The 23,485-nt window shown below is 62.1% G+C and carries 21 protein-coding genes; 8 read left to right on the top strand and 13 right to left on the bottom strand.

Annotated features, from left to right (window positions below):
• Positions 1–16 precede the first annotated feature (16 nt).
• The 4 genes from AMC88_RS10505 to AMC88_RS10490 form a co-directional block, all read right to left on the bottom strand.
• The gene (locus AMC88_RS10505) at positions 17–1,066 is read right to left on the bottom strand and encodes a carbohydrate ABC transporter permease (protein ID WP_010022583.1); all 1,050 of its coding nucleotides are present in this window, start codon (positions 1,064–1,066) and stop codon (positions 17–19) included.
• Positions 1,063–2,100: a carbohydrate ABC transporter permease gene (locus AMC88_RS10500; RefSeq protein WP_064825247.1), complete on the bottom strand. Its 1,038-nt coding sequence runs from the start codon at positions 2,098–2,100 to the stop codon at positions 1,063–1,065. The genes AMC88_RS10505 and AMC88_RS10500 overlap by 4 nt, the downstream gene beginning before the upstream one ends.
• Before the next feature lie 11 nt (positions 2,101–2,111).
• The gene (locus AMC88_RS10495) at positions 2,112–3,371 is read right to left on the bottom strand and encodes an ABC transporter substrate-binding protein (RefSeq protein WP_064825246.1); all 1,260 of its coding nucleotides are present in this window, start codon (positions 3,369–3,371) and stop codon (positions 2,112–2,114) included.
• A 169-nt stretch (positions 3,372–3,540) separates the two neighbouring features.
• Positions 3,541–6,063, bottom strand: a complete 2,523-nt coding sequence (locus AMC88_RS10490) for a hypothetical protein (protein WP_064825245.1) — start codon at positions 6,061–6,063, stop codon at positions 3,541–3,543.
• 178 nt (positions 6,064–6,241) lie between these two features.
• Between AMC88_RS10490 and AMC88_RS10485 the strand changes: the two genes are divergently transcribed.
• Both AMC88_RS10485 and AMC88_RS10480 read left to right on the top strand, forming a co-directional pair.
• Positions 6,242–7,297, top strand: a complete 1,056-nt coding sequence (locus AMC88_RS10485; RefSeq protein WP_064825244.1) for a LacI family DNA-binding transcriptional regulator — start codon at positions 6,242–6,244, stop codon at positions 7,295–7,297.
• Positions 7,294–7,821, top strand: coding sequence for an NADPH-dependent FMN reductase (locus AMC88_RS10480; protein WP_064825243.1), 528 nt, complete (start codon positions 7,294–7,296; stop codon positions 7,819–7,821). The genes AMC88_RS10485 and AMC88_RS10480 overlap by 4 nt, the downstream gene beginning before the upstream one ends.
• A 27-nt stretch (positions 7,822–7,848) precedes the next feature.
• Here AMC88_RS10480 and AMC88_RS10475 read toward each other — a convergent pair whose 3' ends face one another.
• The 5 genes from AMC88_RS10475 to AMC88_RS10455 are packed head-to-tail and all read right to left on the bottom strand — an operon-like array spanning position 7,849 to position 12,979.
• Complete coding sequence (locus tag AMC88_RS10475; protein ID WP_064825242.1) at positions 7,849–8,592, bottom strand: ABC transporter ATP-binding protein; 744 nt, start codon at positions 8,590–8,592, stop codon at positions 7,849–7,851.
• Positions 8,589–9,434 (bottom strand): ABC transporter ATP-binding protein, encoded by an 846-nt coding sequence (locus tag AMC88_RS10470; RefSeq protein ID WP_064825241.1) that lies wholly within the window; start codon positions 9,432–9,434, stop codon positions 8,589–8,591. Before AMC88_RS10470 ends, AMC88_RS10475 begins: the two co-directional genes overlap by 4 nt.
• 1 nt (position 9,435) lies before the next feature.
• Positions 9,436–10,338, bottom strand: a complete 903-nt coding sequence (locus tag AMC88_RS10465; RefSeq protein ID WP_064825240.1) for an ABC transporter permease — start codon at positions 10,336–10,338, stop codon at positions 9,436–9,438.
• Positions 10,335–11,363, bottom strand: coding sequence for an ABC transporter permease (locus AMC88_RS10460; RefSeq protein ID WP_064825239.1), 1,029 nt, complete (start codon positions 11,361–11,363; stop codon positions 10,335–10,337). Before AMC88_RS10460 ends, AMC88_RS10465 begins: the two co-directional genes overlap by 4 nt.
• A 20-nt stretch (positions 11,364–11,383) precedes the next feature.
• Positions 11,384–12,979 carry an ABC transporter substrate-binding protein gene (locus AMC88_RS10455; protein ID WP_064825238.1) on the bottom strand — a complete coding sequence of 532 codons (1,596 nt, stop codon included), beginning with the start codon at positions 12,977–12,979 and terminating at the stop codon, positions 11,384–11,386.
• 132 nt (positions 12,980–13,111) lie between these two features.
• On the opposite strand from AMC88_RS10455, the gene AMC88_RS10450 reads away from it, so the two are divergent.
• The 3 genes from AMC88_RS10450 (at position 13,112) to kdgD (ending at position 15,823) form a co-directional block, all read left to right on the top strand.
• Complete coding sequence (locus AMC88_RS10450) at positions 13,112–13,822, top strand: FadR/GntR family transcriptional regulator (protein WP_064825237.1); 711 nt, start codon at positions 13,112–13,114, stop codon at positions 13,820–13,822.
• A 63-nt stretch (positions 13,823–13,885) separates the two neighbouring features.
• Complete coding sequence (locus AMC88_RS10445) at positions 13,886–14,860, top strand: mannonate dehydratase (RefSeq protein ID WP_064825236.1); 975 nt, start codon at positions 13,886–13,888, stop codon at positions 14,858–14,860.
• A gap of 36 nt (positions 14,861–14,896) precedes the next feature.
• Positions 14,897–15,823, top strand: coding sequence for a 5-dehydro-4-deoxyglucarate dehydratase (kdgD, locus tag AMC88_RS10440; RefSeq protein ID WP_064821980.1), 927 nt, complete (start codon positions 14,897–14,899; stop codon positions 15,821–15,823).
• A gap of 79 nt (positions 15,824–15,902) precedes the next feature.
• Here kdgD and AMC88_RS10435 read toward each other — a convergent pair whose 3' ends face one another.
• The 4 genes from AMC88_RS10435 to AMC88_RS10420 all read right to left on the bottom strand — a co-directional run bounded on the left by AMC88_RS10435 (position 15,903) and on the right by AMC88_RS10420 (position 20,161).
• The gene (locus tag AMC88_RS10435) at positions 15,903–16,976 is read right to left on the bottom strand and encodes an ABC transporter ATP-binding protein (protein WP_064825235.1); all 1,074 of its coding nucleotides are present in this window, start codon (positions 16,974–16,976) and stop codon (positions 15,903–15,905) included.
• Between the two features lie 23 nt (positions 16,977–16,999).
• Complete coding sequence (locus AMC88_RS10430) at positions 17,000–17,848, bottom strand: carbohydrate ABC transporter permease (protein WP_064825234.1); 849 nt, start codon at positions 17,846–17,848, stop codon at positions 17,000–17,002.
• The gene (locus AMC88_RS10425) at positions 17,841–18,779 is read right to left on the bottom strand and encodes a carbohydrate ABC transporter permease (RefSeq protein WP_064825843.1); all 939 of its coding nucleotides are present in this window, start codon (positions 18,777–18,779) and stop codon (positions 17,841–17,843) included. The genes AMC88_RS10430 and AMC88_RS10425 overlap by 8 nt, the downstream gene beginning before the upstream one ends.
• 77 nt (positions 18,780–18,856) lie before the next feature.
• The gene (locus AMC88_RS10420) at positions 18,857–20,161 is read right to left on the bottom strand and encodes an extracellular solute-binding protein (RefSeq protein ID WP_064825233.1); all 1,305 of its coding nucleotides are present in this window, start codon (positions 20,159–20,161) and stop codon (positions 18,857–18,859) included.
• Between the two features lie 200 nt (positions 20,162–20,361).
• Between AMC88_RS10420 and AMC88_RS10415 the strand changes: the two genes are divergently transcribed.
• From AMC88_RS10415 to AMC88_RS10405, 3 genes are read left to right on the top strand one after another with little or no spacing between them, the layout of a single operon-like run.
• Positions 20,362–21,561 carry an ROK family transcriptional regulator gene (locus AMC88_RS10415; protein WP_012483744.1) on the top strand — a complete coding sequence of 400 codons (1,200 nt, stop codon included), beginning with the start codon at positions 20,362–20,364 and terminating at the stop codon, positions 21,559–21,561.
• Positions 21,562–21,595: 34 nt separating this feature from the next.
• Positions 21,596–22,696: a Gfo/Idh/MocA family protein gene (locus tag AMC88_RS10410; RefSeq protein WP_064825232.1), complete on the top strand. Its 1,101-nt coding sequence runs from the start codon at positions 21,596–21,598 to the stop codon at positions 22,694–22,696.
• A 17-nt stretch (positions 22,697–22,713) separates the two neighbouring features.
• On the top strand, positions 22,714–23,355 hold the full coding sequence (locus tag AMC88_RS10405; protein WP_064825231.1) for a ThuA domain-containing protein: 642 nt from the start codon (positions 22,714–22,716) through the stop codon (positions 23,353–23,355).
• Positions 23,356–23,485 lie beyond the last annotated feature (130 nt).

Genomic DNA, 23,485 nt, shown 5'->3' with positions numbered 1-23,485 from the left:
ATTCTCCTGTTTCATCTTATTTCAGTCCGGAGCCAGCGATGCCTGTGGTGATGAAGCGCTGCAGGAAGACGAAAATCAGCACGACGGGGATCATCGAGACGACGGTCATGGCGAGGATATAGTGCCATTGCACATTGAGCTCGCCGGCATAGACGTTGAGGCCGACCTGCAGCGTATAGAGCTCCTTGCGCGACAGCACGATCAACGGCCAGAGGAAGTCGTTCCAGCGCCAGACAACCGAGAAGATCGCCAGCACTGCGAGAGCCGGCGCCGACAGCGGCAGGATGATGCGCCAGTAGATCTGCCATTCGCTGGCCTTGTCCATGCGCGCCGCGTCGATCAGCTCATCCGGGATGGTCAGCATATATTGCCGCAGCAGAAAGACCCCGGTTGGAGTGGCGACCGTTGGCAGGATGACGCCCCAGAGGCTGTCGAACAGGTTCAAGCTGCCGATGACGGAATAGAGCGGTACGACGATGACCGAAAGCGGCACCATCAGCGTCGCCAGGATCATCAGCATGACGGCGGTGCGACCGGGGAACTGGTATTTCGACAGCGCGAAGGCGGCCATCGAATTGACCAACAGCGTGATCGCCGTCGCCACAACTGTCACGAAGACGGAGTTGCGCAGGAACAGGAAGAAATCGAAACGCTCGAACGGTTCGGTGTAGTTGCCGGCGGCGAATTCCACCTCGCGCACCGGTGTGCGGTCCTTGATGTTGACCTTGACGATTTCGCCGGGCTGTTTCGGATCAACCATCTGGCCGATGATGCCGATGCGGCGGACTTCGGCGAGCACGCGGCTGCTGCCATCCGGCATCGTCACCTTATAGAGCGGCAGCGGCTTGTCGTGGCCGGGAACGACAGCCTGCTCGGTGACATAGGGCAGGAAGGACGGCGGGAATTCGGCAAGGGCCGCCGGCGTCTTGAAGGAGGAGAAGACCAGCCAGACGGCTGGGCCGAACATCAGGAAGACGCCCGAGATCAGCCAGATCCAGGTGACGACGTCAGTCCAGTGCCAGCCCCGGCCGCGGCGGCGAAGGAGAAAGGTGCCGACGGCGCTCATTGGCGTTTCCCCTTCTTCTCGTTGCGGCTGCTTGCCGCAAGCTGGATTAGCGTCAGGATGACGAGCACGATGCCCATCAGGATCGAGGCGGCCGACGCAAGCCCAGGATTGCGCAACGAACTCGCAAAACCGGTTTCGTAAATAAACTGGGTGATGTACATGGTGCTGGTGCCAGGCCCGCCGCCTGTGAGCACGAAGACCTCGTCGAAGATCTGCACGGCGCGGATCAGCGCCAGCACCAGGACGACGATGAGGTTCGGCATCAAAAGCGGCAGGGTGATGCGCCGGAAGATGCGGGTCGGGCTCGCCTTGTCCATTGCGGCGGCCTCATAGAGATCCCTGGGGATTGCCTGCAGGCCGGCGAGCAGGATCAGTGCGTAAAAGCCCATATGCGCCCAGACCGACACGAATACCGCGAAGAAAAAGGCCCAGAAACGATCGCTGAGCCAGGAAAAAGGCTCGAAGCCGAAGGGACTCAGCGCATAGTTCAACAAGCCCTGGCGCTGCAGGATCCATTTCCAGATCAGGCCGACGACAACGGGCGACAGCAAGACGGGAAAGAAGAAGACTGCGCGCCAGAAGCCGCGATTGGAAAGTTTGCGGTTGAGGATCAACGCCGTTGCCAGTGCGGCGACCAGCATCGCGCTCACCTGGAAAACGACGAAGACGGCGGTGTTGCGCACGGCCGCCCAGAAGGTGTCGGCCGCGCAGGTCGCGGGATCGAGATAGGAGCCGCAGTCGAAGAGGATGCGGTATTGCTCGGCGCCGACATAGGTCCTGTTCTGCAGGAATATGGCGCCGCCGCTCGTCGTCGAATAGATGAAGTTGATGACCAGCGGCAGGAGCACGAAAACGCTGAAGATCAGCATGTTGGGCGCCAGGAAGACGCCCGCCATGCCGTTCAGCCCCGTCAGCTTCTGCCAGGCGCGCATGGGAATATCGACGATCCCCATGACAAGTCGCACAGGTGCCGAAAGCGCCTGCCGCAGACCGGCTTTCGCCGGCGGTTCGGAAGAAACCGTCTTCGCCGTCATCTCTCCGTCCGTCAGTTGCCGCCGACCTTGGCCTTGATGTCCTCGTCGATGCGGGCATAGGCGTCGTCGAGCTTCATCTCTCCGGCGATCACCTGGCTGATGCGGGCGACGATGGCGCTGTAATAGGCGTCCGACCACTTCCAGCCCGGCAGCTTCATCGCGGGTGCCGCCGTCTGGGCGGCGGATTCGACGAAGGCCTTCAGCGCCGCCTTCACATGCGGGTTGTCGGTCTTGAAGTCCATCTGGCCGGCGGCCACGCCCTTATGCGCCGGAATGAACAGGCTGCGCTCGGCAAATTCCTTCTGCACGTCGGCGCCTGCCAGGTAATCCATCACCTTGGCCACATCCTTCGGGTTCTGGGTGTATTTGACGGCGACGAGGCCGGCGCCGCCTTGCATGCCGGTGCAGGCGGCCGTGCCGCAGGGGCTTCCCGCCATCACCCAATCGAAGCTGTCGCCGATCTTCTGGGCAAAGCCCGAGAGCTGCCAACTACCCGAGTAATAATAGGCAAGACCGCCATTGATGAAGTCTTCGGCCGCGGCGCGATAGGTGGTGCCGGCGGCGCTCACCCAGACATCCTTGTTGACGATCCCCTCTTCGTTCCACTTAACGAAGCGGCTGAGGAACTCCTTGGACCCCTGATCGATCGGCGCCGGTTTGCCGTCTGCGGCGATGTAGTTGGCGCCGTAGGAGATATTCGGGCCGGAAACGCGATGACCGGAGCGGTCGATCGCCATGGCGAAGACTTTCTGGCTGTCCGCGACCTTTTTGGCGGCGGCGGCCCAATCGTCCCAGGTCGCCTTCGGGCCGGGGATTTCGACGCCGGCCTGCTCGAACAGCGTCTTGTTGACGAAGCCGCCGGTCAGCGTCAGCTGGGTCATGAAGCCGGTAATGGCGTTCGAGCCGTCGGGGCGCATCCAATCGGCCTGGGCGCCGAAATTGTCGTCCCAGTATTTCGCGTCTGCCAGCAACGGGCGAAGATCGAGCCAGTGCTGCGCCTGCGCCTTCAGATTGGTGACCCGGGCGATATCCGGCCCCTTGCCGGCTTCGAGCTGCACCGGCAGCTGCTCCTTGACGACGTCGTAGGAAACTTCGTCGAGAATGACGTTGACATCGGGATTGGCCTTGGAGAAGCGCGCGAGAATGTCCTTGATGACCGCGCCTTCGCCGCCATCGGAATACCACATGATACGCACGTCGCCGGCATGGGCGGCGACGGAACTCAAGAGAACCGCAGCAAAAGCCGCGCCGATCGATTTCATTCTGGTCATTTTCTCCTCCGCTTGACCGATGAATTCCTACAGCGCCGCGCGTCTTTTCGGACGCGCAAAGGACGCTGTAACACTTTGAATTGCCGCATAATATTTATCCTCAAATCGATTCCGATTTAAGGAATTATGCAGCAGGTCCGGCCGGTCCTCCACCCACCGGACATGTCGTCTACGAGGCCGCTCGCCGAGGCTGCCTGCCCGGTATCTCAAGATGTACCGCGTCTCCCCTGACGGACCAGTCCGACGGACGAAGAATGCGGCCTTCGGCGCGCACGGTGCCATCCTCCTCGAAGACGACCTCACCGTAATCAGGATCGATGACGATCGATGCGCCCTCGCCGTCCGGCCGGGCCGAGAGCGCGGCGAAACGACCCCGCATGCCATCGAGGCCGCCCTCACGAGCGAGATCGGAGAGGCGGACGATCCAGCGGCCCTGGCGGCCGGAGAGCCGCAGCTCGACATCCGTGGTCGGGCCGTGCTTCACCGGCTCCAGCGGTCCGTTGCCGACCAGCATGGCAAGACCGCCGCCGGAGCGGGCGAGCGCCACATTGCCGTCGACCGCGGTGTCGTCGAAGGCTTCCAGCGGGAACCAGGCATGGGTGAAATCCGGCTGGCCCTCATGGATGGAGAAAACGAGGATGGCCAGATCGCGATATTGATGCACACGCGGCAGCGTCCCGCAGCCGCCCCAGAAGCTCGGCCGGCCGTAACCGAACTGGATGGTCTCGCCGGGATGATTGATCCAGATCTGCGCTTCCGGCCGCTCGCCGAGGCGCAGATGCAGCACCGTCTCCTGATAGCCCCAGGCGCCGGGGCGATAGTGGGCGATGGTGCCGAGCGCGGTGTCGCGCGTCTTGTAATGATAGAGGGCAGCGAACCGGTTCTCGCCCTGGGAGAAGGTCCATTCTTGCGCGTCGTCGGAATGGTGCGCAGCAATCGCCGCGAGCTCTTCGGGAAAACGCAGACCGTGATCGCGGATGCAGACGGCAAGCTGCGGCAGCGCGTGGAAACGCCGGCCGTACCAGCCGCGCCCCCAGAGCAGACGGGCGATACCCGACAGTTCGACCGAGCGGCCGGGACGCAGCGTATGTTCGTAGGAGCGGCCCTGGCTGCCGGTCAGCATGCCGTGATGGGCGGAGCGGGCGACGATCTCCATCAGGCGGACGATGCTGGCGTTGGCGCGGGCGCGGATCGTCTCATCCGGCGCGCAGGCGGCGAGCGCCGTCAGCCCCTTGAGGTCGATCGGGAAATAGGGAACGGAATTCCACTCGGCCATTTCCCAGCGCTCGAAATGATCGAGCCAGGCACGAACCCGTTCTTCGCCGACCTTCATCTGTTCAGCGCCGGTGCGGCCGGAACGGACGAAAATGGCATCGGGAAAAAGCCTGCCGCCGAGATAGGCGGCGGTGTGGAAGAGCAGCGCGTGGTTTTCCGAAAAGTACCACTGAACGTCGTTGCCCGGCTCGTCCATCCAATAGCGGTAGCTGAGAACGGCCTGCTCGATCCTAGCGCGCAGTTCCGGTGACAGAAGGTCGCTCCAGCGCGTATAGGCAAAGAGCAGCGGCACCAGCACGAAATCGGCGCAGTCGTGGCAATCCTCGATGACGGGCAGCATGGCCGAGATCATCGCCTCGGTCTCCGCACCGCCCTGCCCCAGCGCCAGACGGGCGAAAGCGCAGACCGTATCGGGCTCGGAATGGGCGGCGACTTCGGCCAAAGCCTCGGCGACCCGATCCGCCAGCGCAGCGGGCGCCGCCCCCTGACGTTCGGAATGACAGATCTCGACGCCGAGCGTGCGGCCGACGGACAGCGCGGCGGTTTGGAAGGTGATGCGGAAATGGCGGAAATCGGCGGGCATGCGCGCCGAGCTGCCGAGCGCCAGCTTGGTTGCGCCTTTCTCCAGCGCAAAATCATAGTCGAAGGGCTCGACCGACATGAAGTCGCCTTCGATCTCGACATGGCAGCTCAGCCCCAGGGGCAGCGGCCCGGGAAACAGGATCGTCACGTCCTCGCCGAGATAGGCGGTTCGGTCGAAGCGCATGCCTTCGAGGATCGCCTCCAGCCCATCCGCAGCATCGGCGGCGATCGGAACGGGAACTGATGTCTCGACCTCCGGCCCGTCGAGATAATCCAGCTGGAAATAGAAGCGGGCGTCGCGTTCGGCGAGATCGTCAAAATAGATGCGGATCTCGTTGAGGCCGGCGACAAGCTCCACCTCGAAGATCTGCTGGGTTTCCAGATTGCGCTCGTAAGGCGCGATGAAGCCCTGTTCGCGCCCGTTGACGAAGAGGATGGCTCCGCCGCAGGTCGACAGGCGAAGCTTGGCCCGCCCGGCAGTCGGGGTTTCGAGGAAGGTGCGCGCCCAGCAGCCGATGCGCGTCGGGCGAAACCAGAAGCCGGAGAGATCGACACGCGGCGAGGCGAAGGGAAGCCACCAGCGGACGGCCTCGAATTCGGCGCTTGGCTGCGGCCGCCGGCCGGCGAAAGATGCCTTGAATTCGGTGCGGCAGGGATATTCATGCGGGATGAAATTCTTCGTCTTGGTGACGAAGAAGAAGGGATCCATCCTGCCTTCCATCGGGCGATCGGCGACGTCGTAGCGTGCCTGCGAGAGATGGCCGAGCTGCCAGTAGACGATCGGGCTCTGTTTTGGGGTCTTACGACGGATATGGGATTGCTGAGCGGCGGCCATGTTTCAGTCCGCTTGAACCTGAAGACAGCAGGCGAAACACCGGCGCATGGACTGCCCGTAAAGCCGCATCTTCAGCCTCCCTGCTTTTGCGGTCTCCTCGCGGGCAATTGTGCATAGGCATTTCATTTGCGCAATCTGAAAGATTTTTGCATAAATGACGAGGGAGCGAGGAGATCTCATGGCGGCGGAGCAGAAAAAAGGCAGGCGCACGCGTCTCGATGATATCGCCGCCCGATGCGGCGTATCGATCAGCACGGTGTCCCGGGCGCTCGCCGGGGAAAAGGGCGTGAGGCCCGAAATCCGCAAGCTGGTGCTGGAAACGGCGAGCGCGGTGAGCTACGCCCTGCCGGCGAGCGTCGCTGGCAAGAAGATCATGCTTGTGGCCTCGGGCGCGGCAATGATCGATTACGTCCGCAACCAGTTCACGCTCCACGTTCTCGAAGGTTTGAATGCGCGCGCAGCCGCCCTCGGCATCGAGGTGGCGATGCGTCCTATTGCCGATGAAGCCGACGAGGCGCGTGTCATTGCGGAGATGCACGATGATGCGAGCTTCGGCGGCATGCTGATCCTCACCGTCGACGAGGAGGACATGCTTGCGGCGGCCGCCGATCTTGGAAAGCCCGTCGTGCTCGTCAACAGCGACGATCCCTATATGCGGCTTTCCAGTGTCACGCCCTGCAATCGCTCGGCCGCCTTCATTGCCGCGGAGCGGCTGATCAAGGCCGGTCACGAACGCATCCTGTTCATGCTGAGGCCGGGGCGACGGACGATCGAGCGTCGCCTGGAGGGCTGGCGCGATGCGCTGCAGAACCATGGGCTGGCAGCCGGTTGCGAAATGGTTCTCGAGGTCGACGACTGGCTGCCGGATCTCGGCGCCGAGGCTGTCACCCGTCTCGTCCGCGACAAGGGCCTCTTCTTCACCGCCATCCTCACGGCAGGCGACAGCCTTGCTAACGGCGCCGTGCGCGGATTGCAAGCAATGGGATATGCCGTGCCGCAGGACATTTCCGTCATGGGTATCGACGACCTGCCGCAATCGGCCTTTCTCAATCCGCCGCTTTCGACAGTGCATATTCCGATGCGCGAACTCGGCGCCACCGCGCTCGATCTCTTGCGCGACATGATGCTCGGCCTTGCGATGCCGCGGCGGCGCGTCGAGCTTTCCTGCCATCTCGTCGAGAGGGGCAGTGTCGCAGCCGTCAGCCGCCAGCAGGAGATCATGCCGCGATCATGAAATTTCTGGCCATTTCGGGAAGCGCCCGCCGCGCCTCCACCAATACCGCCATGCTTTATGCGCTGCAGCCGGCTGCCGGCTCGACGTATGCGGTCTCGATATATGACCGCGTGGGAGAACTCCCGGTCTTTTCGCCCGATCTGGAAGAGAATCCCCCGCGTGAAGTCGCGGCTCTCGCGAGAGCGATTGCCGATGCCGATGGGCTGATCCTGGCAAGCCCCGAATATATCAGATCAATTCCGGGCGGACTGAAGAACGCCATCGACTGGCTGGTGTCCCGCAATGAGGTGATCGGCAAACCGATCGTACTTGCGCATGCGTCACATCGCGGCGACGACATGCTCCAGCAACTTCGCGTAGTGCTCGCCACGCTCAGTGATCGCTTCAACGAGCAACTCTTCCTCCGGCTCCATCTGATGAAGCTTTCCCCTGATGAGGTCGCTGCTTATCTTTCCGAGCCTCGGCATCAGGAGGAGATGCGCCGTTTCCTCGACGCTTTCGCAAACTATTGCGCGGCGGCCTGACCTTTGCATTGTGCGGCTGCGGCGCCCTTAAGCTTCCATGAAGCTCGCCTCGAACAACTCGCGCGCATAGGCATGGTGCGTGGTGCCGGCCTGCAGATCCGCCTTGGTGAGTTCGTCGACGAAGCCGCCGTCCTTCATGATCAACACCCGGTCGCACATATGGGCAATGACCGCGAGATCGTGGCTGACGAGCAGATAGGTCAGTCCCTTTTCTTCGCGCTGATCGGCAAGCAGGTTCAGGATTTCGGCCTGGATCGAGACATCGAGCGCCGATGTCGGCTCGTCCAGCAGCAGGATCGGCGGCGACAGGATCAGGGCTCGGGCAATCGCCACGCGCTGCCGCTGGCCGCCGGAAAGCTCATGCGGAAAGCGGCTCGCAAAACTCGCCGGCAAGCCCACCTGGACCAATGCCTTTTCGACCTTGGACCAGATATCGGAATGCCGCATGGCGCGCAGCGGCTCGGCGAGCGCGGTGCCGATTCGATGGCGCGGATGCAAGGACCCGTAGGGATCCTGAAACACCATTTGGGCGAGCGTCAGTTCCTCGCGGGAGCGCTTCTTTCCGATCGGCTTTCCACCGAGCTCTATCTGGCCTGTCCAGCCGGCCTCCATGCCGGCAAGGCAGCGCAGCACCGTCGATTTGCCGCAGCCGGATTCACCGACGATGCCGAGCGTCTCGCCGGGGTTGACCTGAAAATTGATGCCCCTGACGACATGGTTCCTGTTCTTGCCATGGGAAAAGACGACATCGAGGTCACCGACATTGATCATTGTGCCGCCTCCAGATCGAGTTTCGCCCTGTCGAGAACCGCAAGCCGGCGCACAGGGTTCTTCGGGTCGGGCAGCGCCGATATCAGCCCGCGCGTATAGGGATGGCGAGCGTCTTCCAGGCTGGTCAGGGTTTCGACGATCCGGCCGGCATACATGACGATGATGCGCTCGCAGAAGGCCGCGACCATGCGGATGTCGTGGCTGATCAGAAGCAGACCCGAATTGTTTTCACGCACCAGTTCGTCGAGCAGCAACAGCACGTCCTTTCGCACGCTGACATCCAGAGCCGAGGTCGGCTCGTCGGCGATGACGAGCTTCGGCCGCGCCAGCAGCATCATCGCGATCATCACGCGCTGGCCCATGCCGCCGGATATCTGGTGGGGGTAAAGCGCCATGACCCGGTCCGGATCGCTGATGCGCACGCGCTCCAGCATGGCGCGGACCGCATCCTGCGCCGGTTTGCCGCGCAGGCCGAGGTGCAGCCGCGCGGCTTCGGCGATCTGTTTGCCGATCGACAGAACCGGATTCAGCGAATAGCGCGGATCCTGCATGATCAGCGCGATATCCTTGCCGCGTAGCGCGCCCATCTGACGCTCGCTCTTCGAGAGAAGCGAACTGCCGGCAAGATCCAGGCGCTCGGCAGAGACCACGGCTGCCGGCGGCAGAAGACGCATGACGGCGCGGCCGGTCGTCGACTTGCCGGAGCCGGATTCGCCGACGATGCCGACACGCTCTCGCCCGACGTCGAAACTGACCTTGGAAACTGCGGGCACCGCGCCCCGCCCGAAACGGACGCTCAATTCCTTGACCGAAAGAACGGGCTGGAGATCACTATCTTGCATTTCACGACCTTGCATGGCGGGGATCCAGAATGTCGCGCAGAGCATCTCCGGCGATGTTGAAGGCAAGGCTCGTCAACAGGATGGCGATACCCGGCATGACGGCGACCCACCAGTAGTCGAGCATGAACTTGCGGCCGTTCGAAATCATCGCACCCCATTCCGGCGCGGGCGGCTGGGCGCCGAGGCCAAGGAAGCCGAGCGAGGCTGCCGTCAGGATGATGCCCGCCATGTTTAGTGTCAGGCGAACGATGACCGACGGGATGCACATGGGCGCGATATAGAGAAGCAGGATGCGCAGCGGTGACGCGCCGTAAAGGCGGGCGGCGACCACATAATCCGCGTTTCTCACGACGAGCGCCTCTGCCCGGGCAAGCCTTGCGATCGGCGGCCATGCGGTGAGCGAGATGGCGATGATCGCCGTGCCCAAGCCTGCGCCGAGGGCGGCGGCAAAGGCGAGCGCCAGGATCAGCGAGGGAAAGGAAAGAACGATATCGGTGGCCCGCATCAGAAAGGCATCGGTATTGCCGCCGAAGAACCCGGCGACGACGCCGATCAGCAATCCGATCGGCCCGACGATCAGGGAGACTGAGAGCACGGTCTGAATGGTGATGCGCGTGCCGAAGATCAGACGGCTCAAAATATCGCGGCCGAATTCATCGGTGCCGGCCAGATGCGCAAGGCTCGGAGGCTGTAGAGCGTCGCCAAGCGCCTGAATGGTCGGATCGTATGGCGCCAGAAGCGGCGCGAAGATCGCGACCACGCAGAGGATGCCGAGGACGACGAAGCCCGTAAGGCCGAGCGGCTCGTCGGCCAGTTTCCGGCCGGCGCGCGCAAACGAGGCTGCAACGCGGCTCGGCACGCTTGGAGGACGGATCCTGATCTCGCTGTGAACGGCATCGCTCATCGGGCCGCCTCCCTCATGCGCGGATCGAGCACGGCATAGGCGACGTCGGCCAGGAAGTTCAGGAACATGAAGATGAATCCCACGATGATGGTGGCTGCGACGATGGCGTTCATATCGCCGATCATCAGCGCGTTGGTCATGTACTGGCCGATACCAGGCCAGGAGAAGACGATCTCGGTCACGACGGCGCCTTCGAGCAGCCCGCCATAGGAAATGGCAAGGATGGTGATCAACTGCACCGCGATATTGGGCAGGACATGGCGCAAAATCGTGCCGGTCGGGCTGACACCCTTGGCGCGGGCGGCGATCACATAGTCCTGGCTCAGCTGCTCCAGCGTAAAGCTGCGGGTCATGCGGGTGATATAGGCCATCGCAGCGTAAGCCAGGATGATGGCCGGCAGGATGATGTGGCCGAGCGCATTCCAGAAGATCTCGGTTTCGCCCTGCAGCAGGCTGTCGATCAGCAGCAGTCCTGTCTGGGGGGTGACGAGGCCTTCATAGAAGACATCGACCCTGCCCGGTCCGCCGACCCAGTTGAGCCCGGCATAAAAAATGACGAGTCCGACGATGCCGAACCAGAAGACCGGTATAGAGTGGCCAACGAGGGCGACAACCCGGGCGATCTTGTCGATCACGCTGTCGCGAAACAGCGCCGCGACCAGGCCGAGCGGTACACCGACGAAGGTCGAAATGATCACCGCCAGCGTCGCAAGTTCGAATGTCGCGGGAAAGGCCTGCGCGAGGTCCGAAGAGACGGGGTTGCCGGTGAGCACAGCCGTGCCGAAATCACCATGGGCGAGCCCGTTCAGATAGAGGAAGAACTGCTGATAGATCGGCAGGTCGAGCCCCAGGCGCGTCCGCATCGCCGCATAGGCGGCGGGATCGGCGAGTTCGCCGACGATCGCGCCGACGGGATCCGTGGGCAGGACGCGGCCGATCACGAAGGTCACACATAAGAGAATGAACAGGCTGACCAGCAAATGCGCCAGGCGTCGGCCAAATTCGGCTACAGAGAGTTCCTTCATGATCGGCTGCCTCGGGAGTATTACTGGGTTTCAGACTTCGTGACGTTCTCGAGACGCGTCAGCTGGGTCGGATGCCCGACATATCCCTCAACCTTGCTCGACAGGACGATCGGCTCGAAACGCTCGAACATCGGAAGCACGGCCGGCTTCTGTTCCACGAACATCTTCTGCATCTCGACGTAGAGCTCGCCGCGCTTCTTCGGGTCAGGCTCCATCGATGCCTTTGCGGTCAGGGCCGTCAGTTCGGGGATATCCCAGGCCGAGCGCCAGACGAAGTTGCCGGCATTGTTGGCTTCCTTCGAATTGTCGGGGTTCGACGAGAACTGTTCCATCGAGCCGAGTACATTCGGCATGTAGGCGCTGGTCTGCGGGATCAGCAGATCGAAATCCCGGGCGCGATGGGCGGCAATAATTTCCGAGCCGTTGCCCTGCTGGATGTCGATCTTGATGCCGACCTGGGCAAGTGAAGCCTGGATGGCGGTGGCGAGATCGATGCGAGGTGTCTGGGCGATCGTCTTCAGCGTCAGCGAGAAGCCGTCTTTATAACCGGCCTCGGCCAGCAGCTGCTTGGACTTCTCGACGTCGAGATGCCAATCGGGGCTCGGGATCGCATATTCGAAGTTCTCCGGCACGGGCACGGTTCTCGCCCGTCCGTAAGGCCCCATGATCGTCTTCTCGATGCCCTTATAGTCGATGCCGTAAGCGATCGCTTCGCGGACCTTGGGATTGGAGAGATATTGATTGCCGGCATTCATCGACAGCACGTAGAATCCGCCTGTGGGGATGCGCTGGATGGTAAAACCCTGCTTGTCCTTGAAGGTCGAGAGATCGGCTGCGGTCAATGCACTGGCGATATCGATGTCGCCGCGTTCGAGCATCAGCCGCTCGACCTGGCTTTCAGGAACATGGCGAACGATGACGCGCTTCATCTTCGGCGCGCCGGCCACGTAATCCTTGTTGGCATCGAGGATCACGAGTTCGTTCGGGGACCAGCGGTTCAGGGTGAACGGACCGGAGCCGGCCGAATGCGTGCGCATCCATGCATTTCCCCAGTCGTTGTCGGTGACATGCTTCTGCACTTCGACGCTGTCGACGACGCTGGTGGTCGATGCCGCGAGGCGGTAGAGCAACATCTCAGCCGTCACCTGCCCGGAAAAATCGATGCGCACCGTCTTATCGTCGGCCGCCGTGACGAGCTTGTCGACATTGGTCTTGTCGTAGCCGATGCGCTTGAGGTTGGCGGCGGCCGCCTGATCGAGCTTCAAAAGCCGGCCAAGCGAATAGACGACGTCCTTTGATGTGACAGGATTGCCGGAGGCGAAATTGGCCTGGCGCAGCGTGAAGGTGATGCCCTTGTCGTCGACCTTCCAGCTTTCGGCCAGCTGCGGCACGATCTTGCCGTCAGGCGTGCTGTTGACCAGCCGGTCGTAGAGGTTCGACATGATCTCGACCGCCTTGCCTTCCGTCGCCTGATGCGGATCGAGCGACAGGACCTGGGCGAGCGATGTGCCGATCACCAGCTGATCCCCGGGCGTGGCGGCGTGCGAGAGCGGCGCAGCGATCGTCAGCGCGCCCATGACGGCGCCGACGAACAGGCCTTTAGAAAAATGCTTCATTGTCACTCCTCCCTGGATTGCTATAATAGACATATTATGTCGTCCGTATGTCGTATTATGATTTATCGAAGTCCAAAACGATTTGCAAGAGCCGTGCGGAAGACTTGAGGCTAAGGAACTGGGGAATACAGAATGACGACACTCGGCCGTGGACGGCAAAGACTGGCGCAGCAGGTCATCGATCAGCTGCGGGCGCAAATCGAGACCGGGAAATTGCGCGTCGGCGACCAGCTGCCGACCGAACCGCAGCTCGAATCGACCTTCGGCGTCAGCCGCACCGTGGTGCGCGAAGCCATCGCGGATCTGAGGGCGGCGGGTTTCGTCAGACCGGTCCAGGGCAAGGGCGTTTTCGTCGCGGATCCGAAGGCACATTCGTCGATGTCGCTGACGTCGGTGGAAATCAAAAGCATTCCAGAAACCCTGGAATTGCTGGAGTTTCGCATGGCGACGGAGGGTGAGGCGGCAGCCATTGCCGCCTATCGCCGCACCGCCGAGCAGGAGGCGGCGATCCGCGAGGCCAACCGCAAAATGGCGCAACTGATCGAGAGCGGCCAGCAAACCGTCGAGGCGGATTATGCCTTTCACATGGCGATCGCCGCCGCCACCAACAACCGGTTCTATGTCGATGTTCTCCGTCATTTCGGCCCGCGCGCCATTCCCCGCGGGCAGTTTCCGACGCTGCCGGAAGCCAATGACCGCGAGTATCTGCAGAAGGTCTATGCCGAGCATGTGGAAATCCTGTCGGCAATCGCCGATCAGGATCCCGACCGTGCCCGCCAGGCGATGCGCGCGCATCTGATGGCGAGCCAACGTCGCTATCGGATGCTCGCCGAACAGCAATAGGGCTCGACACTCTCAGAAATTCATATTATGTCATATGACATTGATGAATTGAGAGGGTCTCTGATGTATCTGGGAACACAGGTGGCGGCGCGCGACGATGACGACTATCGGATCTTCGCGCAATTGGGTGTTAAGCATATCAGCGCCGATCCGCCAGGCAAGCCGAGCAGCTGGACGCTTGCCGATATCGAGCGCCATCGCGACAAGGTCGAGAGCTTCGGCCTGATCCTCGACATGATCCAGCTGCCCCTGCCCTCGCAGCCGATCGAAAAGGCCTCCTATCCCGATATTCTGCTCGCCGGCCCGGAGCGCGACCGGCAGATCGATGCCGTCTGCCAGATGATCGAGAATGTCGCGACGGCCGGCATTCCGGCAGTGAAATATAATCTCAACCTGATCGGCATTCCCCGCACCCCGGATGAGCCGGGTCGCGGCGGCTCGATGAATGCGAGCTTCCGCTGGGATAAGACGGATCAGCAGGCAGCACCCGGCCTGGCCGGCGTCTTGTCCGAAGACGAAAACTGGGAACGGATCGATTATTTCCTCGAACGGGTCGTGCCGGTCGCTGAAAGCAATCGCGTCCGCCTCGCCTGCCATCCGCACGATCCCTATACGCCGCCCGGCTATCGCGGCGTCACGCGCGTGCTCGGCACCGTGGAAGGCCTGAAGAAATTCGTGCTGATGCGCGAAAATCCCTATCACGGGCTCAATTTCTGCCAGGGATCGATCGGCGAGATGCTCGACAATCCCGGCGAGGAGATCGACGACGTCATTCGCTGGTTCGGTCAGCGCAACAAGATCTTCAACGTCCACTTCCGCAATATTCGCGGCGGCAAGCTTTCCTTCATGGAGACCTTCCCCGACGAAGGCGACATGGACATGGTCCGCTCGGCCCGGATCTACAAGGAAGTCGGCTTCAAATACATGCTGATGCCCGATCACGTGCCGACCGTCAGCGGCCAGGACCCATCCGCCACCGCATTCGCCTTCTGCTACGGCTATATCGCGGCACTCCTGCAAGTGCTCGAGAGTGCCTGAGGCCGCCAGATTTCAACACGTAAGGAATAGGACTTGATGATGAACCCGATTGAATTGAAGAAGGCCGTCGGCAGTGGTCTGCTCTCGTTTCCTGTCACCCATTTCGACGACCAGCTGAAATTCGACGAGGCGAAATATCGCCGCCATGTCGAGTGGCTTGCCGGTTATGACGCCGCCGCGTTGTTTGCCGCCGGCGGCACCGGGGAGTTCTTCTCCCTCAACCCATCCGAGATCCCTCAGGTCGTGCGTGCCGCCAAGGCATCGGCCGGCAATACGCCAATCATCTCGGGAACCGGCTACGGCACGTCGCTCGCCATCGAGATCGCACAGGCGGCCGAAAAGGCTGGCGCCGACGGATTGCTGCTGCTGCCGCCCTATCTGATGTTTGCCGAACAGGCCGGCCTGATCGCCCATGTCAAGGCGGTCTGCCAATCGGTCGGTATCGGCGTCATCGTCTATAATCGCGACAACGCCATCCTGACCGCCGACAGCATCGCGCGGCTTGCGGAGGAATGCCCGAATCTGATCGGCTTCAAGGACGGCGTCGGCGATGTCGATAAGGTCATCGAGATCACCACGCGGCTCGGCGACCGTCTCGTCTATGTCGGCGGCATGCCGACCCACGAGGTCTATGCGCAAGCCTATTTCGCCGCCGGCGTGACCACCTATTCCTCGGCGGTCTTCAACTTCGTGCCCGCCCTCGCCCAGCGCTTTTACGGGGCGCTCCGCACCGGCGACCAGGCGACCGTCGACGAGATCCTGAAGGGTTTCTTCTTCCCCTTCGTCGCGCTGCGCAACCGCAAGAAGGGCTATGCCGTCTCGATCATCAAGGCGGGCCTGCGGGTGCTCGGCCAGAACCCAGGCCCGGTGCGGCCGCCCTTGACGGATCTCACCCAGGAAGAGCTCGCGCTGCTGGAGAAGATCGTGCAGGCCAACGGCGTCTCACGGATCGCCGCAGAATAAAAAGTTGACGATTCAAGCCATGAAGAAACCGCCGGGCTCACCTCCGGCGGTTTTCCGTTGCCTGTCGGCTAAAGCGCGCTTACAGCGCCACCCCGCTCCCGCGGTCGAAGACATGCACCTGGTCGCTGGCAATGCTTGCCTCGAACACGGCGCCGTAGCGGGCTGGGTATTCGCCATCGACGATGGCGGTGACCTGCTGGCCGGCGAGGTCGAAGACCACATGGGTCTGGGCGCCGGTGGGTTCCACCAGCATGGTGCGGCCGGCAAGCGGCGTTCCGGCTGACAGGCCGGGAACGAGATGTTCGGGGCGCAGGCCGATGGTGACGGCCTGGCCGGGCCTGACCCGACGGTCGGGCGCGAGACGGATCGCCGTGCCGTCTTCGAGGCGGGCAGCGGGCGCGCCGTTTTGACCCTCCACCGTGCCGTCGAGCATGTTCATCGCCGGCGAGCCTATGAAAGCGGCGACGAAGAGGTTGGCCGGCTTCTTGTAAAGTTCGAGTGGCGTGCCCGACTGCTCCACCCTGCCCTGATTGAGCACGACGATGCGGTCGGCGAGCGTCATCGCTTCGATCTGATCGTGGGTGACATAGATCGACGTCGTCTTCACCTTCTGGTGCAGCGTCTTGATCTCCGAGCGCATCTGCACGCGCAGTTTCGCATCGAGGTTGGAGAGCGGCTCATCGAACAGGAAAACGGCCGGGTTGCGGACGACGGCGCGGCCCATGGCGACGCGCTGGCGCTGGCCGCCGGAAAGCTGGGCCGGCTTGCGGTCAAGCAGCGCGGCAAGATCCAGCATGCGGGCGGCCTCGGCAACGCGGGCCTCGATCTGGGGTTTGGCGACACCGGCGAGTTTCAGGTTGAAGCCCATGTTTTCGGCGACCGTCATATGCGGATAGAGCGCATAGGACTGGAAGACCATGGCGATGTTGCGCTCGCGCGGCGTCATGCCGTTGACGACATTGCCGCCGATGGCGATCTCGCCGTCGGTGATCTCTTCGAGGCCGGCGATCATCCGCAGCAGCGTCGATTTTCCGCAGCCGGATGGCCCGACGAGGGCGACGAATTCGCCATCCTCGATATGAAGCGAGATGCCGTGAATGACGTCGACGGCGCCATAGGCCTTGGTTACATCGTGTAGTGAAACGGATGCCATGATTGCAGCTCCAGGAGTTCGGCTCAGGACTTGACGGCGCCGGCGGTCAGGCCGGCGATGATGTGCCGCTGGGCGACGAAAAAGACGATGATTGTCGGCAGGATGGTGAGCGTGATGAAGGCCAGCACCAATTGCCATTCCGTGCCGTATTCGCCGCGATAGACCATGATGCCGAGCGGCCAGGGATATTTCGATTCCGAGTTCAGCATGATCAGCGGCAGGATGTAGCTGTTCCAGCTGCCGACGAAGGAGATGATGCTGACGGTAGCGACGATCGGCCGGGACAGCGGCAGCGAGACGTGCCAGAAGAACCTGAGATAACCGCAGCCATCGACAAAGGCCGCCTGAAACAATTCTTCCGGAAGGTTGCGGAAATAGTTCCGGAACAACAGGATGCTCATGCCGAGGCCGAAGGCCACCTGCGGCAGCACCACGCCCCAATAGGTATTCAACAGCCCGAGATCGCGGATGCGGATGAAGAGCGGCAGGATCGCGGTCGCTGCCGGAAACATCAGGCCGAGCAGGAAATAATTGAGCAGGAAGGACGAGCCGAAGAAGCGCACATGGGCGAAGGCGAAGGCCGCCATTGACGAGACGATCAGCGTCAGCAGCACGGTGAGCGCCGCAATGATCAGCGAATTGCCGATCTGCAGCCAATAACGTTCGCCGAACAGAATGTCGGTATAGTTCGCCCACTGCCACTCGGTCGGCAGCCCGAAGGGGTTGGTGCGCAGATCGCCGAGCGTCTTAAAGCCGCCGAGCGCCGTCGTCAGCAGCGGGATCAGCACGGTGGCGGCAATCAGGCTGAGCGACACATAAAGATAGATGCGGGTCGACGTGCGCATGCGGATGGAAGAGCTCATATCAGTCATGGCGCATGAAGATCCTTTTGTAACCGAAGGCGAGCGTCACGCAGATGATGAAGAGCACCACGCCGACGGCGCTGCCCAAGCCCACCTGCATGCGCATGACGCCATAGGTGTAGAGAAAGGTGACCATTGTCTGCGTCGAGTTGGACGGGCCGCCGCCGGTCAGCGGCATGATCATGTCGAAGAGCTGCAGCGAGCCGACGACGGCAAAGAAAATCGACAGGCGCAAGGTCGAGCCGAGCAGCGGCAGCGTGACGTAGCGGAATTTCTGCCAGCCGGTGGCGCCGTCGATTTCGGCCGCTTCGAGCACGCTCTTGTCGACTGATTGCAAGCCGGCAATGAACAGCATCATGTGAAAGCCAAAATATTTCCAGACGATGACGCCGAGCACGGCATAGATCGCCACGTCCTTATCGGCGAGCACGTAAGGATTGGCGAAGCCGAAGAAGTTGGAAATGGCGGCAAACAGGCCGTAATCGCCGTCATAGACGAAACGCCAGATCAGACCGGCGGCAACATCGGCCAGCACATAGGGCAGGAAGAAAATCAGGCGGTAGCCGACGACACCCGGAATACGGTGAGCCAGCATGGTCGCAAGCCAGATGGCGAGCGGCACCTGGATGCAGATCGAGATGACGATGATCAGGCCATTATTGACGAGCGCCTGGGTGAAGGCCGCATTGCGAAACAGCACCTGGAAATTGCGCAGCGCGATGAACTCGGTCGGCGTGCCGTAGCCGTTCCATTTGTAGAGGCTGTACCAGGCCGCCTCGCCCATCGGCATGATAAGGAAGAGCGTGAACAGCAGCAGCGCCGGCGGCAGAAACAGCAACAGCACCGTCAGCCGGTCGTGGGCGACCGAACTTTTCCGGTTTGCGGCTCGTCTTGCCGGCCTTGCGGCTGATGTCATCGTGGGGACTGAAATATTGGCCATGATCCTGCTTTCGTTCGTCGGCAGCAATGCCGGCGCTCCACTGGCTCGGGAGCGCCGGAAGGCTCTGCGGGCGCCGGTTATTGTTCCAGCTCGAAAGCGTCCTGGATCATCTGGGCGCCATCCTTGGAATTCATCTGGCCGGAGACGATTTCCACCGAGACGTCGTTGACGACACGGCCGACGGCCGCGCCGAGATCCTGGTCGAAGAAGTTCTGATGCCAGGTCGAACCGGCCAGCTGTTTGGCGGATTCGGCCAGCAGCGGGTTGACGACGCCGTCATCGGCGCCGACGGCAACGGGAAGCAACATGCCTGATTTGGCCATCGCCCGCTCGTTCTCGGCATTGGTCAGGAAAGCGAGGAAATCGATCGCTTCCTTGGAGGCCTTCTTGGTGACGGCCCAGCCGTTCAGGCCCCCGAGCGTGTCGGTCGGCTTGCCAGCGCCGCCCTCGACCGTCGGGAAGACGAAGCGGCCGATATTGTCGGGGGCGAGGCCCTTGCCGTCTCCGGCATTCTTGCGCTGATTGGCCTCAGTCGCTTCGAAACCGAGGATCATCGCCGCCTTGCCGTCACCGAAAACGCCGAGCGTCTGCGGCCAGGTGGCGCCGAGATAGCCGGGCTGAAAAGGCTCGAGCTTGCCGAGTTCGGCGAGATCGTCGCCCGCCTTGATGATGGCAGGATCGAGGAAACCTTCGCCCTCACCGTTCTTGGCCGCTTCGAAGACCTTCTGGCCGCCTTCGCGCATGACGAGATAGCTCCAGTAGAAATGGATCGGCCATTTCTCGCCGCCGCCGCCGGCAATCGGCACGATGCCGGCCGCCTTGATCTTCTTCACCGCTGCGAGAAAATCGGTCCAGGTCTTGATGTCTTCGGCCTTGACGCCCGCCTTTGCGAACAGCGCCTTGTTGTAGAAGAAGCTGACCAGACCGACTTTGTAGGGAACGGCCCAAGTCTTGCCGTCGAAGGTCAGGCCATCGACCGAAGCGGGGGTATAGGCCTTGCGCAGCTTGCCGCCATCGGCATCGAGAGCTGCCGTCACATCCTGCAGCGCTCCGGTCTCGGACTGCTGCTTCAACACGCCGCCGCCCCAGCTGAAGAAGAAATCCGGCACGTCGTCGGATTGCAGCAGCGTGGGAAGCTTGGCCTTGAAGGCCTCGTTTTCCAGGAACTGCATCTGAATGTCGACGTCGGGATGCTGGGCTTCGTATTTCTTGACGATGTCCTCCCAAGCCGCAACGTTTTTCGGGTCGAGCTCGAGATGCAGCCATTTGACCACCGTCGTCGCAGAGGCAGCGCCCGCTCCTGCCAACAACATGCCGGCTGCCGCCGCCAGAGAGACGAAATGCCTGCCGCCGAAAGTGGCGTTCTTCAGCATGAAATTCATGATTTTCCTCCCAGAGGACCTATCCTCACAATTTTTCCCCAATACGGAATAATTCAACGGAGCTTTTGTCCGATGTCAACCCGAAGACCCGGATTTTTATCAAATGCGCTTGACACACCCCCGGAATTGCCTGCTATTTATTTCGTAACCCGTTAAAAATATAGGCTTCCGCCCAACGAAACGACCGCCGGCTAATTTTCATGAAGACTGCAGATCCAGAATTGATGCGCGCGATCAACCGCTTGAACGTGCTCGATACCGTCCGGCGCCATGGTCCGATCTCGCGCATCGAGATCAGCGAGCGGACCGAGCTTTCCACCACGACCGTTTCTGCCATTACCGCCTCGCTGCTCGACGATGGGCTGATCCTGCCGCGTCACGAAGGCGATATCCGCAACGAGGCGGTGCGTGGGCGACCACGCGTGGCGCTGGAACTCAATCCCGATGCCGCCCGCGTCGTCGGCGGCAAGATCGCCGCCAACCGCATGGTCTTCGTCGTCACCAATTTCCGCGGCGACGTGCTGTCGAAGCTCGCTTTGCCGATCCGTATCGACCGGCAGCCGATCGGCGTGATCGCCGATCTCGTCGAGGACGGCGTGCGGCGCTGCGTCGTCGATGCCGGACTGTCGCTCGAAGATGTCGACAGCGTCTGCCTCGGCTTTCCCGGCGTCATCGAGCACCGCACCGGCTACATCAGAAGCAGCCCGATCTTTCGCGACACCAATGTCGATTTCGCCGCCGAGATGTCGACGCGGCTGTCGACGCCGACGATCGTCGAAAGCGACGCGCATGCCATCACCCTTGGCCATCACTGGTTCGGCAAAGCCCGCGATCTGGAAGATATGGTGTTGATTTCATTGGAGCAGACGCTGGGTCTCGGCGTGCTGCACGGCAACAGCCTGTTTCGCGGCGCCGGCGGCCTCAGCCACAATCTCGGCGACCTTGTGCTCGGCATGGGGCCGAACGGCGTCGTGCGGCTCTTCAGCCAGGCCGGCGAAAGCGCCATCCTCGGTGAACAGCAGGCCGACGGGCGTTTTGCCGAAGCGATCCGGCTCGGCCGCGGCATGACCCATGCCCAGGCGCTGATCAAGGCTGACGACGACCGGCTGATCAGCGCCGCCATCCGCGCCGGCGAAGCGGTGGGCTTGACCATCGCCAATATCGTCACGCTGTTTGCACCGCCGCGCGTCATCCTGGTCGGATCGAGCCTGGCGCTCGGCGAACCCTTTTTGAACAGCCTGCGCGACGCCTATGCGCTCGCCATTCCGCCCTCGCTGAGGGGGGTGAGCGAACTCGTCTTCGACGATTCGAGCGATGATTTCTGGGCGCAGGGTGCGGCCGCGGTGGCGCTCTACGAACTCTACGAATCGCCCTGGAGCACCACCGGGCCGGCGCTCTGACGGGCGTCACAAATCAAGATCAATGGAGGAATTCATGGAGAGAGTCGGTATCGGCATCATCGGATGCGGCAATATTTCGGGCGCCTATCTCAAGGCGATGGCATCCTTTCCCATTCTCGACATTCGCGGCGTCGCCGATCTCAACCGGGACCTAGCAGAGGCCAAGGCGCGCGAATTCAACGTTCCCGCCAGGACAGTCGAAGAGCTTTTCGCCGATCCTAAGGTCGAGATCATCGTCAACCTGACGATCCCGAAGGCCCATGTCGCGGTCGCGTTACAGGCGCTCGACGCCGGCAAGCACACCTATTCGGAAAAGCCGCTCGGGATTAATTTGGCGGAAGGGAAAAAATTGGCCGAGGCAGCGCGCGCCCGCAATCTGCGCATCGGCGCGGCTCCCGACACTTTCCTCGGCGGCGGCCATCAGACGGCCCGCGCCTTGATCGACCAGGGCGTCATCGGCCAGCCGGTCGGCGGCTCGGCGAGCTTCATGTGCCCGGGCCATGAGCGCTGGCATCCGAACCCGGCCTTCTATTACGAAGTGGGCGGCGGGCCGATGCTGGACATGGGGCCCTATTACATCACCGATCTCGTCAATCTTCTCGGGCCGGTCGCTCAAGTGGCCGGCTTTGCGACGACGCCGCGGGCCGAACGGCTGATATCAAGCGAGCCGCGCAATGGTGAGCGTATTCCCGTGCATGTGCCGACCCATGTCGCCGGCATGATGGCGTTTGCCAATGGCGCCGTCGTCCAGATCGCCATGAGCTTCGACGTCGCCGGCCACAAGCATGTACCGCTCGAGGTCTACGGTACCGAGGGCACTCTTATCGTGCCCGATCCCAACAAATTCGAAGGCCCTGTCGAATATCTCAGGAAGGGCGGCCAATTCGAGGATCAGCCACTCACATCACCCTATGCCGACGGCAATTATCGCTCGCTCGGCGTCGCCGACATGGCGCATGCGATCCGCTCCAACCGGCCGCATCGCGCCAATGGCGATCTGGCGCTGCATGTGCTGGAGGTCATGGAAGCGTTCCACACTGCGTCTGCCACCGGACGGACGGTCGCGATCTCAACGGCGGTCGAGCGCCCTGCCCCCTTATCGCAATCCATCGTCGACGGACGGCTGGCGAAATAATTTCAGGAGGAATGACTATGCGTGAAGCACTGATCGTCTGGGGCGGCTGGAGCGGCCATGAGCCGCAGGAATGCGCCGAAATCATCAAGGCCATGCTCGAGGAGGACGGTTTCAAGGTCTATCTCGAACACGGCACCGAGGCGCTCGCCGACCCGTCCGTCCATGATCTCAGCCTCGTCGTGCCGATCATGACGATGTCGAAGATCGAGAAGGAAGAGGTCAAGAACCTCGCCGCCGCAATCGAGAGCGGCGTCGGCATCGCCGGTTATCACGGCGGCGCGGGCGATGCCTTCCGTGACTCCGTCGATTATCAGTTCATCATTGGCGGCCAGTGGGTGGCCCACCCCGGCAACATCATCGACTATACCGTCAACATCACCCGGCCGGACGATCCGCTGATGGAGGGTATTTCCGATTTTCCCTATACGTCGGAGCAATATTACATGCATGTCGACCCCTCGAACGAGGTTCTGGCGACGACCAAGTTCACCGGCGAGCACGCCTACTGGATCGACGGCGTCGTCATGCCCGTCGTCTGGAAGCGGAAATATGGCAAGGGCCGGGTGTTCTATTCCTCGCTCGGCCATCAGGCCAAGGAGTTCGACGTTCCCGAGATGAAGACGATCTTCCGCCGCGGCGCGAATTGGGCGGCGCGGTAAGATCGGGCGGTTCGGTTGGCGGGAATGCAGCCCCTCATCCGTCTGCCGGCACCTTCTCCCCGTAAACGGGGCGAAGGAGGTACGCCGCAAGCTCTCCGTCCCTCACTGACGTCGCGCAGGGCACGTCCCC

This window comes from Rhizobium phaseoli (assembly GCF_001664385.1).
Lineage (GTDB): Bacteria > Pseudomonadota > Alphaproteobacteria > Rhizobiales > Rhizobiaceae > Rhizobium > Rhizobium phaseoli.
The sequence above is the reverse complement of the archived record's forward strand: the minus strand, read 5'-3'. Positions and strand labels throughout refer to the sequence as shown.

What these genes read in the sequence shown, in the direction of transcription:
- kdgD (WP_064821980.1), top strand. Translation starts at nt 14,897, where the DNA reads ATGATGAACCCGATTGAATTGAAGAAGGCCGTCGGCAGTGGTCTGCTC.
- AMC88_RS10410 (WP_064825232.1), top strand. Translation starts at nt 21,596, where the DNA reads ATGGAGAGAGTCGGTATCGGCATCATCGGATGCGGCAATATTTCGGGC.
- AMC88_RS10480 (WP_064825243.1), top strand. Translation starts at nt 7,294, where the DNA reads ATGAAATTTCTGGCCATTTCGGGAAGCGCCCGCCGCGCCTCCACCAAT.
- AMC88_RS10465 (WP_064825240.1), bottom strand. Translation starts at nt 10,338, where the DNA reads ATGAGCGATGCCGTTCACAGCGAGATCAGGATCCGTCCTCCAAGCGTG.
- AMC88_RS10450 (WP_064825237.1), top strand. Translation starts at nt 13,112, where the DNA reads ATGACGACACTCGGCCGTGGACGGCAAAGACTGGCGCAGCAGGTCATC.
- AMC88_RS10415 (WP_012483744.1), top strand. Translation starts at nt 20,362, where the DNA reads ATGAAGACTGCAGATCCAGAATTGATGCGCGCGATCAACCGCTTGAAC.
- AMC88_RS10485 (WP_064825244.1), top strand. Translation starts at nt 6,242, where the DNA reads ATGGCGGCGGAGCAGAAAAAAGGCAGGCGCACGCGTCTCGATGATATC.
- AMC88_RS10425 (WP_064825843.1), bottom strand. Translation starts at nt 18,779, where the DNA reads ATGGCCAATATTTCAGTCCCCACGATGACATCAGCCGCAAGGCCGGCA.
- AMC88_RS10475 (WP_064825242.1), bottom strand. Translation starts at nt 8,592, where the DNA reads ATGATCAATGTCGGTGACCTCGATGTCGTCTTTTCCCATGGCAAGAAC.
- AMC88_RS10455 (WP_064825238.1), bottom strand. Translation starts at nt 12,979, where the DNA reads ATGAAGCATTTTTCTAAAGGCCTGTTCGTCGGCGCCGTCATGGGCGCG.
- AMC88_RS10405 (WP_064825231.1), top strand. Translation starts at nt 22,714, where the DNA reads ATGCGTGAAGCACTGATCGTCTGGGGCGGCTGGAGCGGCCATGAGCCG.
- AMC88_RS10430 (WP_064825234.1), bottom strand. Translation starts at nt 17,848, where the DNA reads ATGACTGATATGAGCTCTTCCATCCGCATGCGCACGTCGACCCGCATC.
- AMC88_RS10495 (WP_064825246.1), bottom strand. Translation starts at nt 3,371, where the DNA reads ATGACCAGAATGAAATCGATCGGCGCGGCTTTTGCTGCGGTTCTCTTG.
- AMC88_RS10460 (WP_064825239.1), bottom strand. Translation starts at nt 11,363, where the DNA reads ATGAAGGAACTCTCTGTAGCCGAATTTGGCCGACGCCTGGCGCATTTG.
- AMC88_RS10505 (WP_010022583.1), bottom strand. Translation starts at nt 1,066, where the DNA reads ATGAGCGCCGTCGGCACCTTTCTCCTTCGCCGCCGCGGCCGGGGCTGG.
- AMC88_RS10435 (WP_064825235.1), bottom strand. Translation starts at nt 16,976, where the DNA reads ATGGCATCCGTTTCACTACACGATGTAACCAAGGCCTATGGCGCCGTC.
- AMC88_RS10420 (WP_064825233.1), bottom strand. Translation starts at nt 20,161, where the DNA reads ATGAATTTCATGCTGAAGAACGCCACTTTCGGCGGCAGGCATTTCGTC.
- AMC88_RS10445 (WP_064825236.1), top strand. Translation starts at nt 13,886, where the DNA reads ATGTATCTGGGAACACAGGTGGCGGCGCGCGACGATGACGACTATCGG.
- AMC88_RS10490 (WP_064825245.1), bottom strand. Translation starts at nt 6,063, where the DNA reads ATGGCCGCCGCTCAGCAATCCCATATCCGTCGTAAGACCCCAAAACAG.
- AMC88_RS10500 (WP_064825247.1), bottom strand. Translation starts at nt 2,100, where the DNA reads ATGACGGCGAAGACGGTTTCTTCCGAACCGCCGGCGAAAGCCGGTCTG.
- AMC88_RS10470 (WP_064825241.1), bottom strand. Translation starts at nt 9,434, where the DNA reads ATGCAAGATAGTGATCTCCAGCCCGTTCTTTCGGTCAAGGAATTGAGC.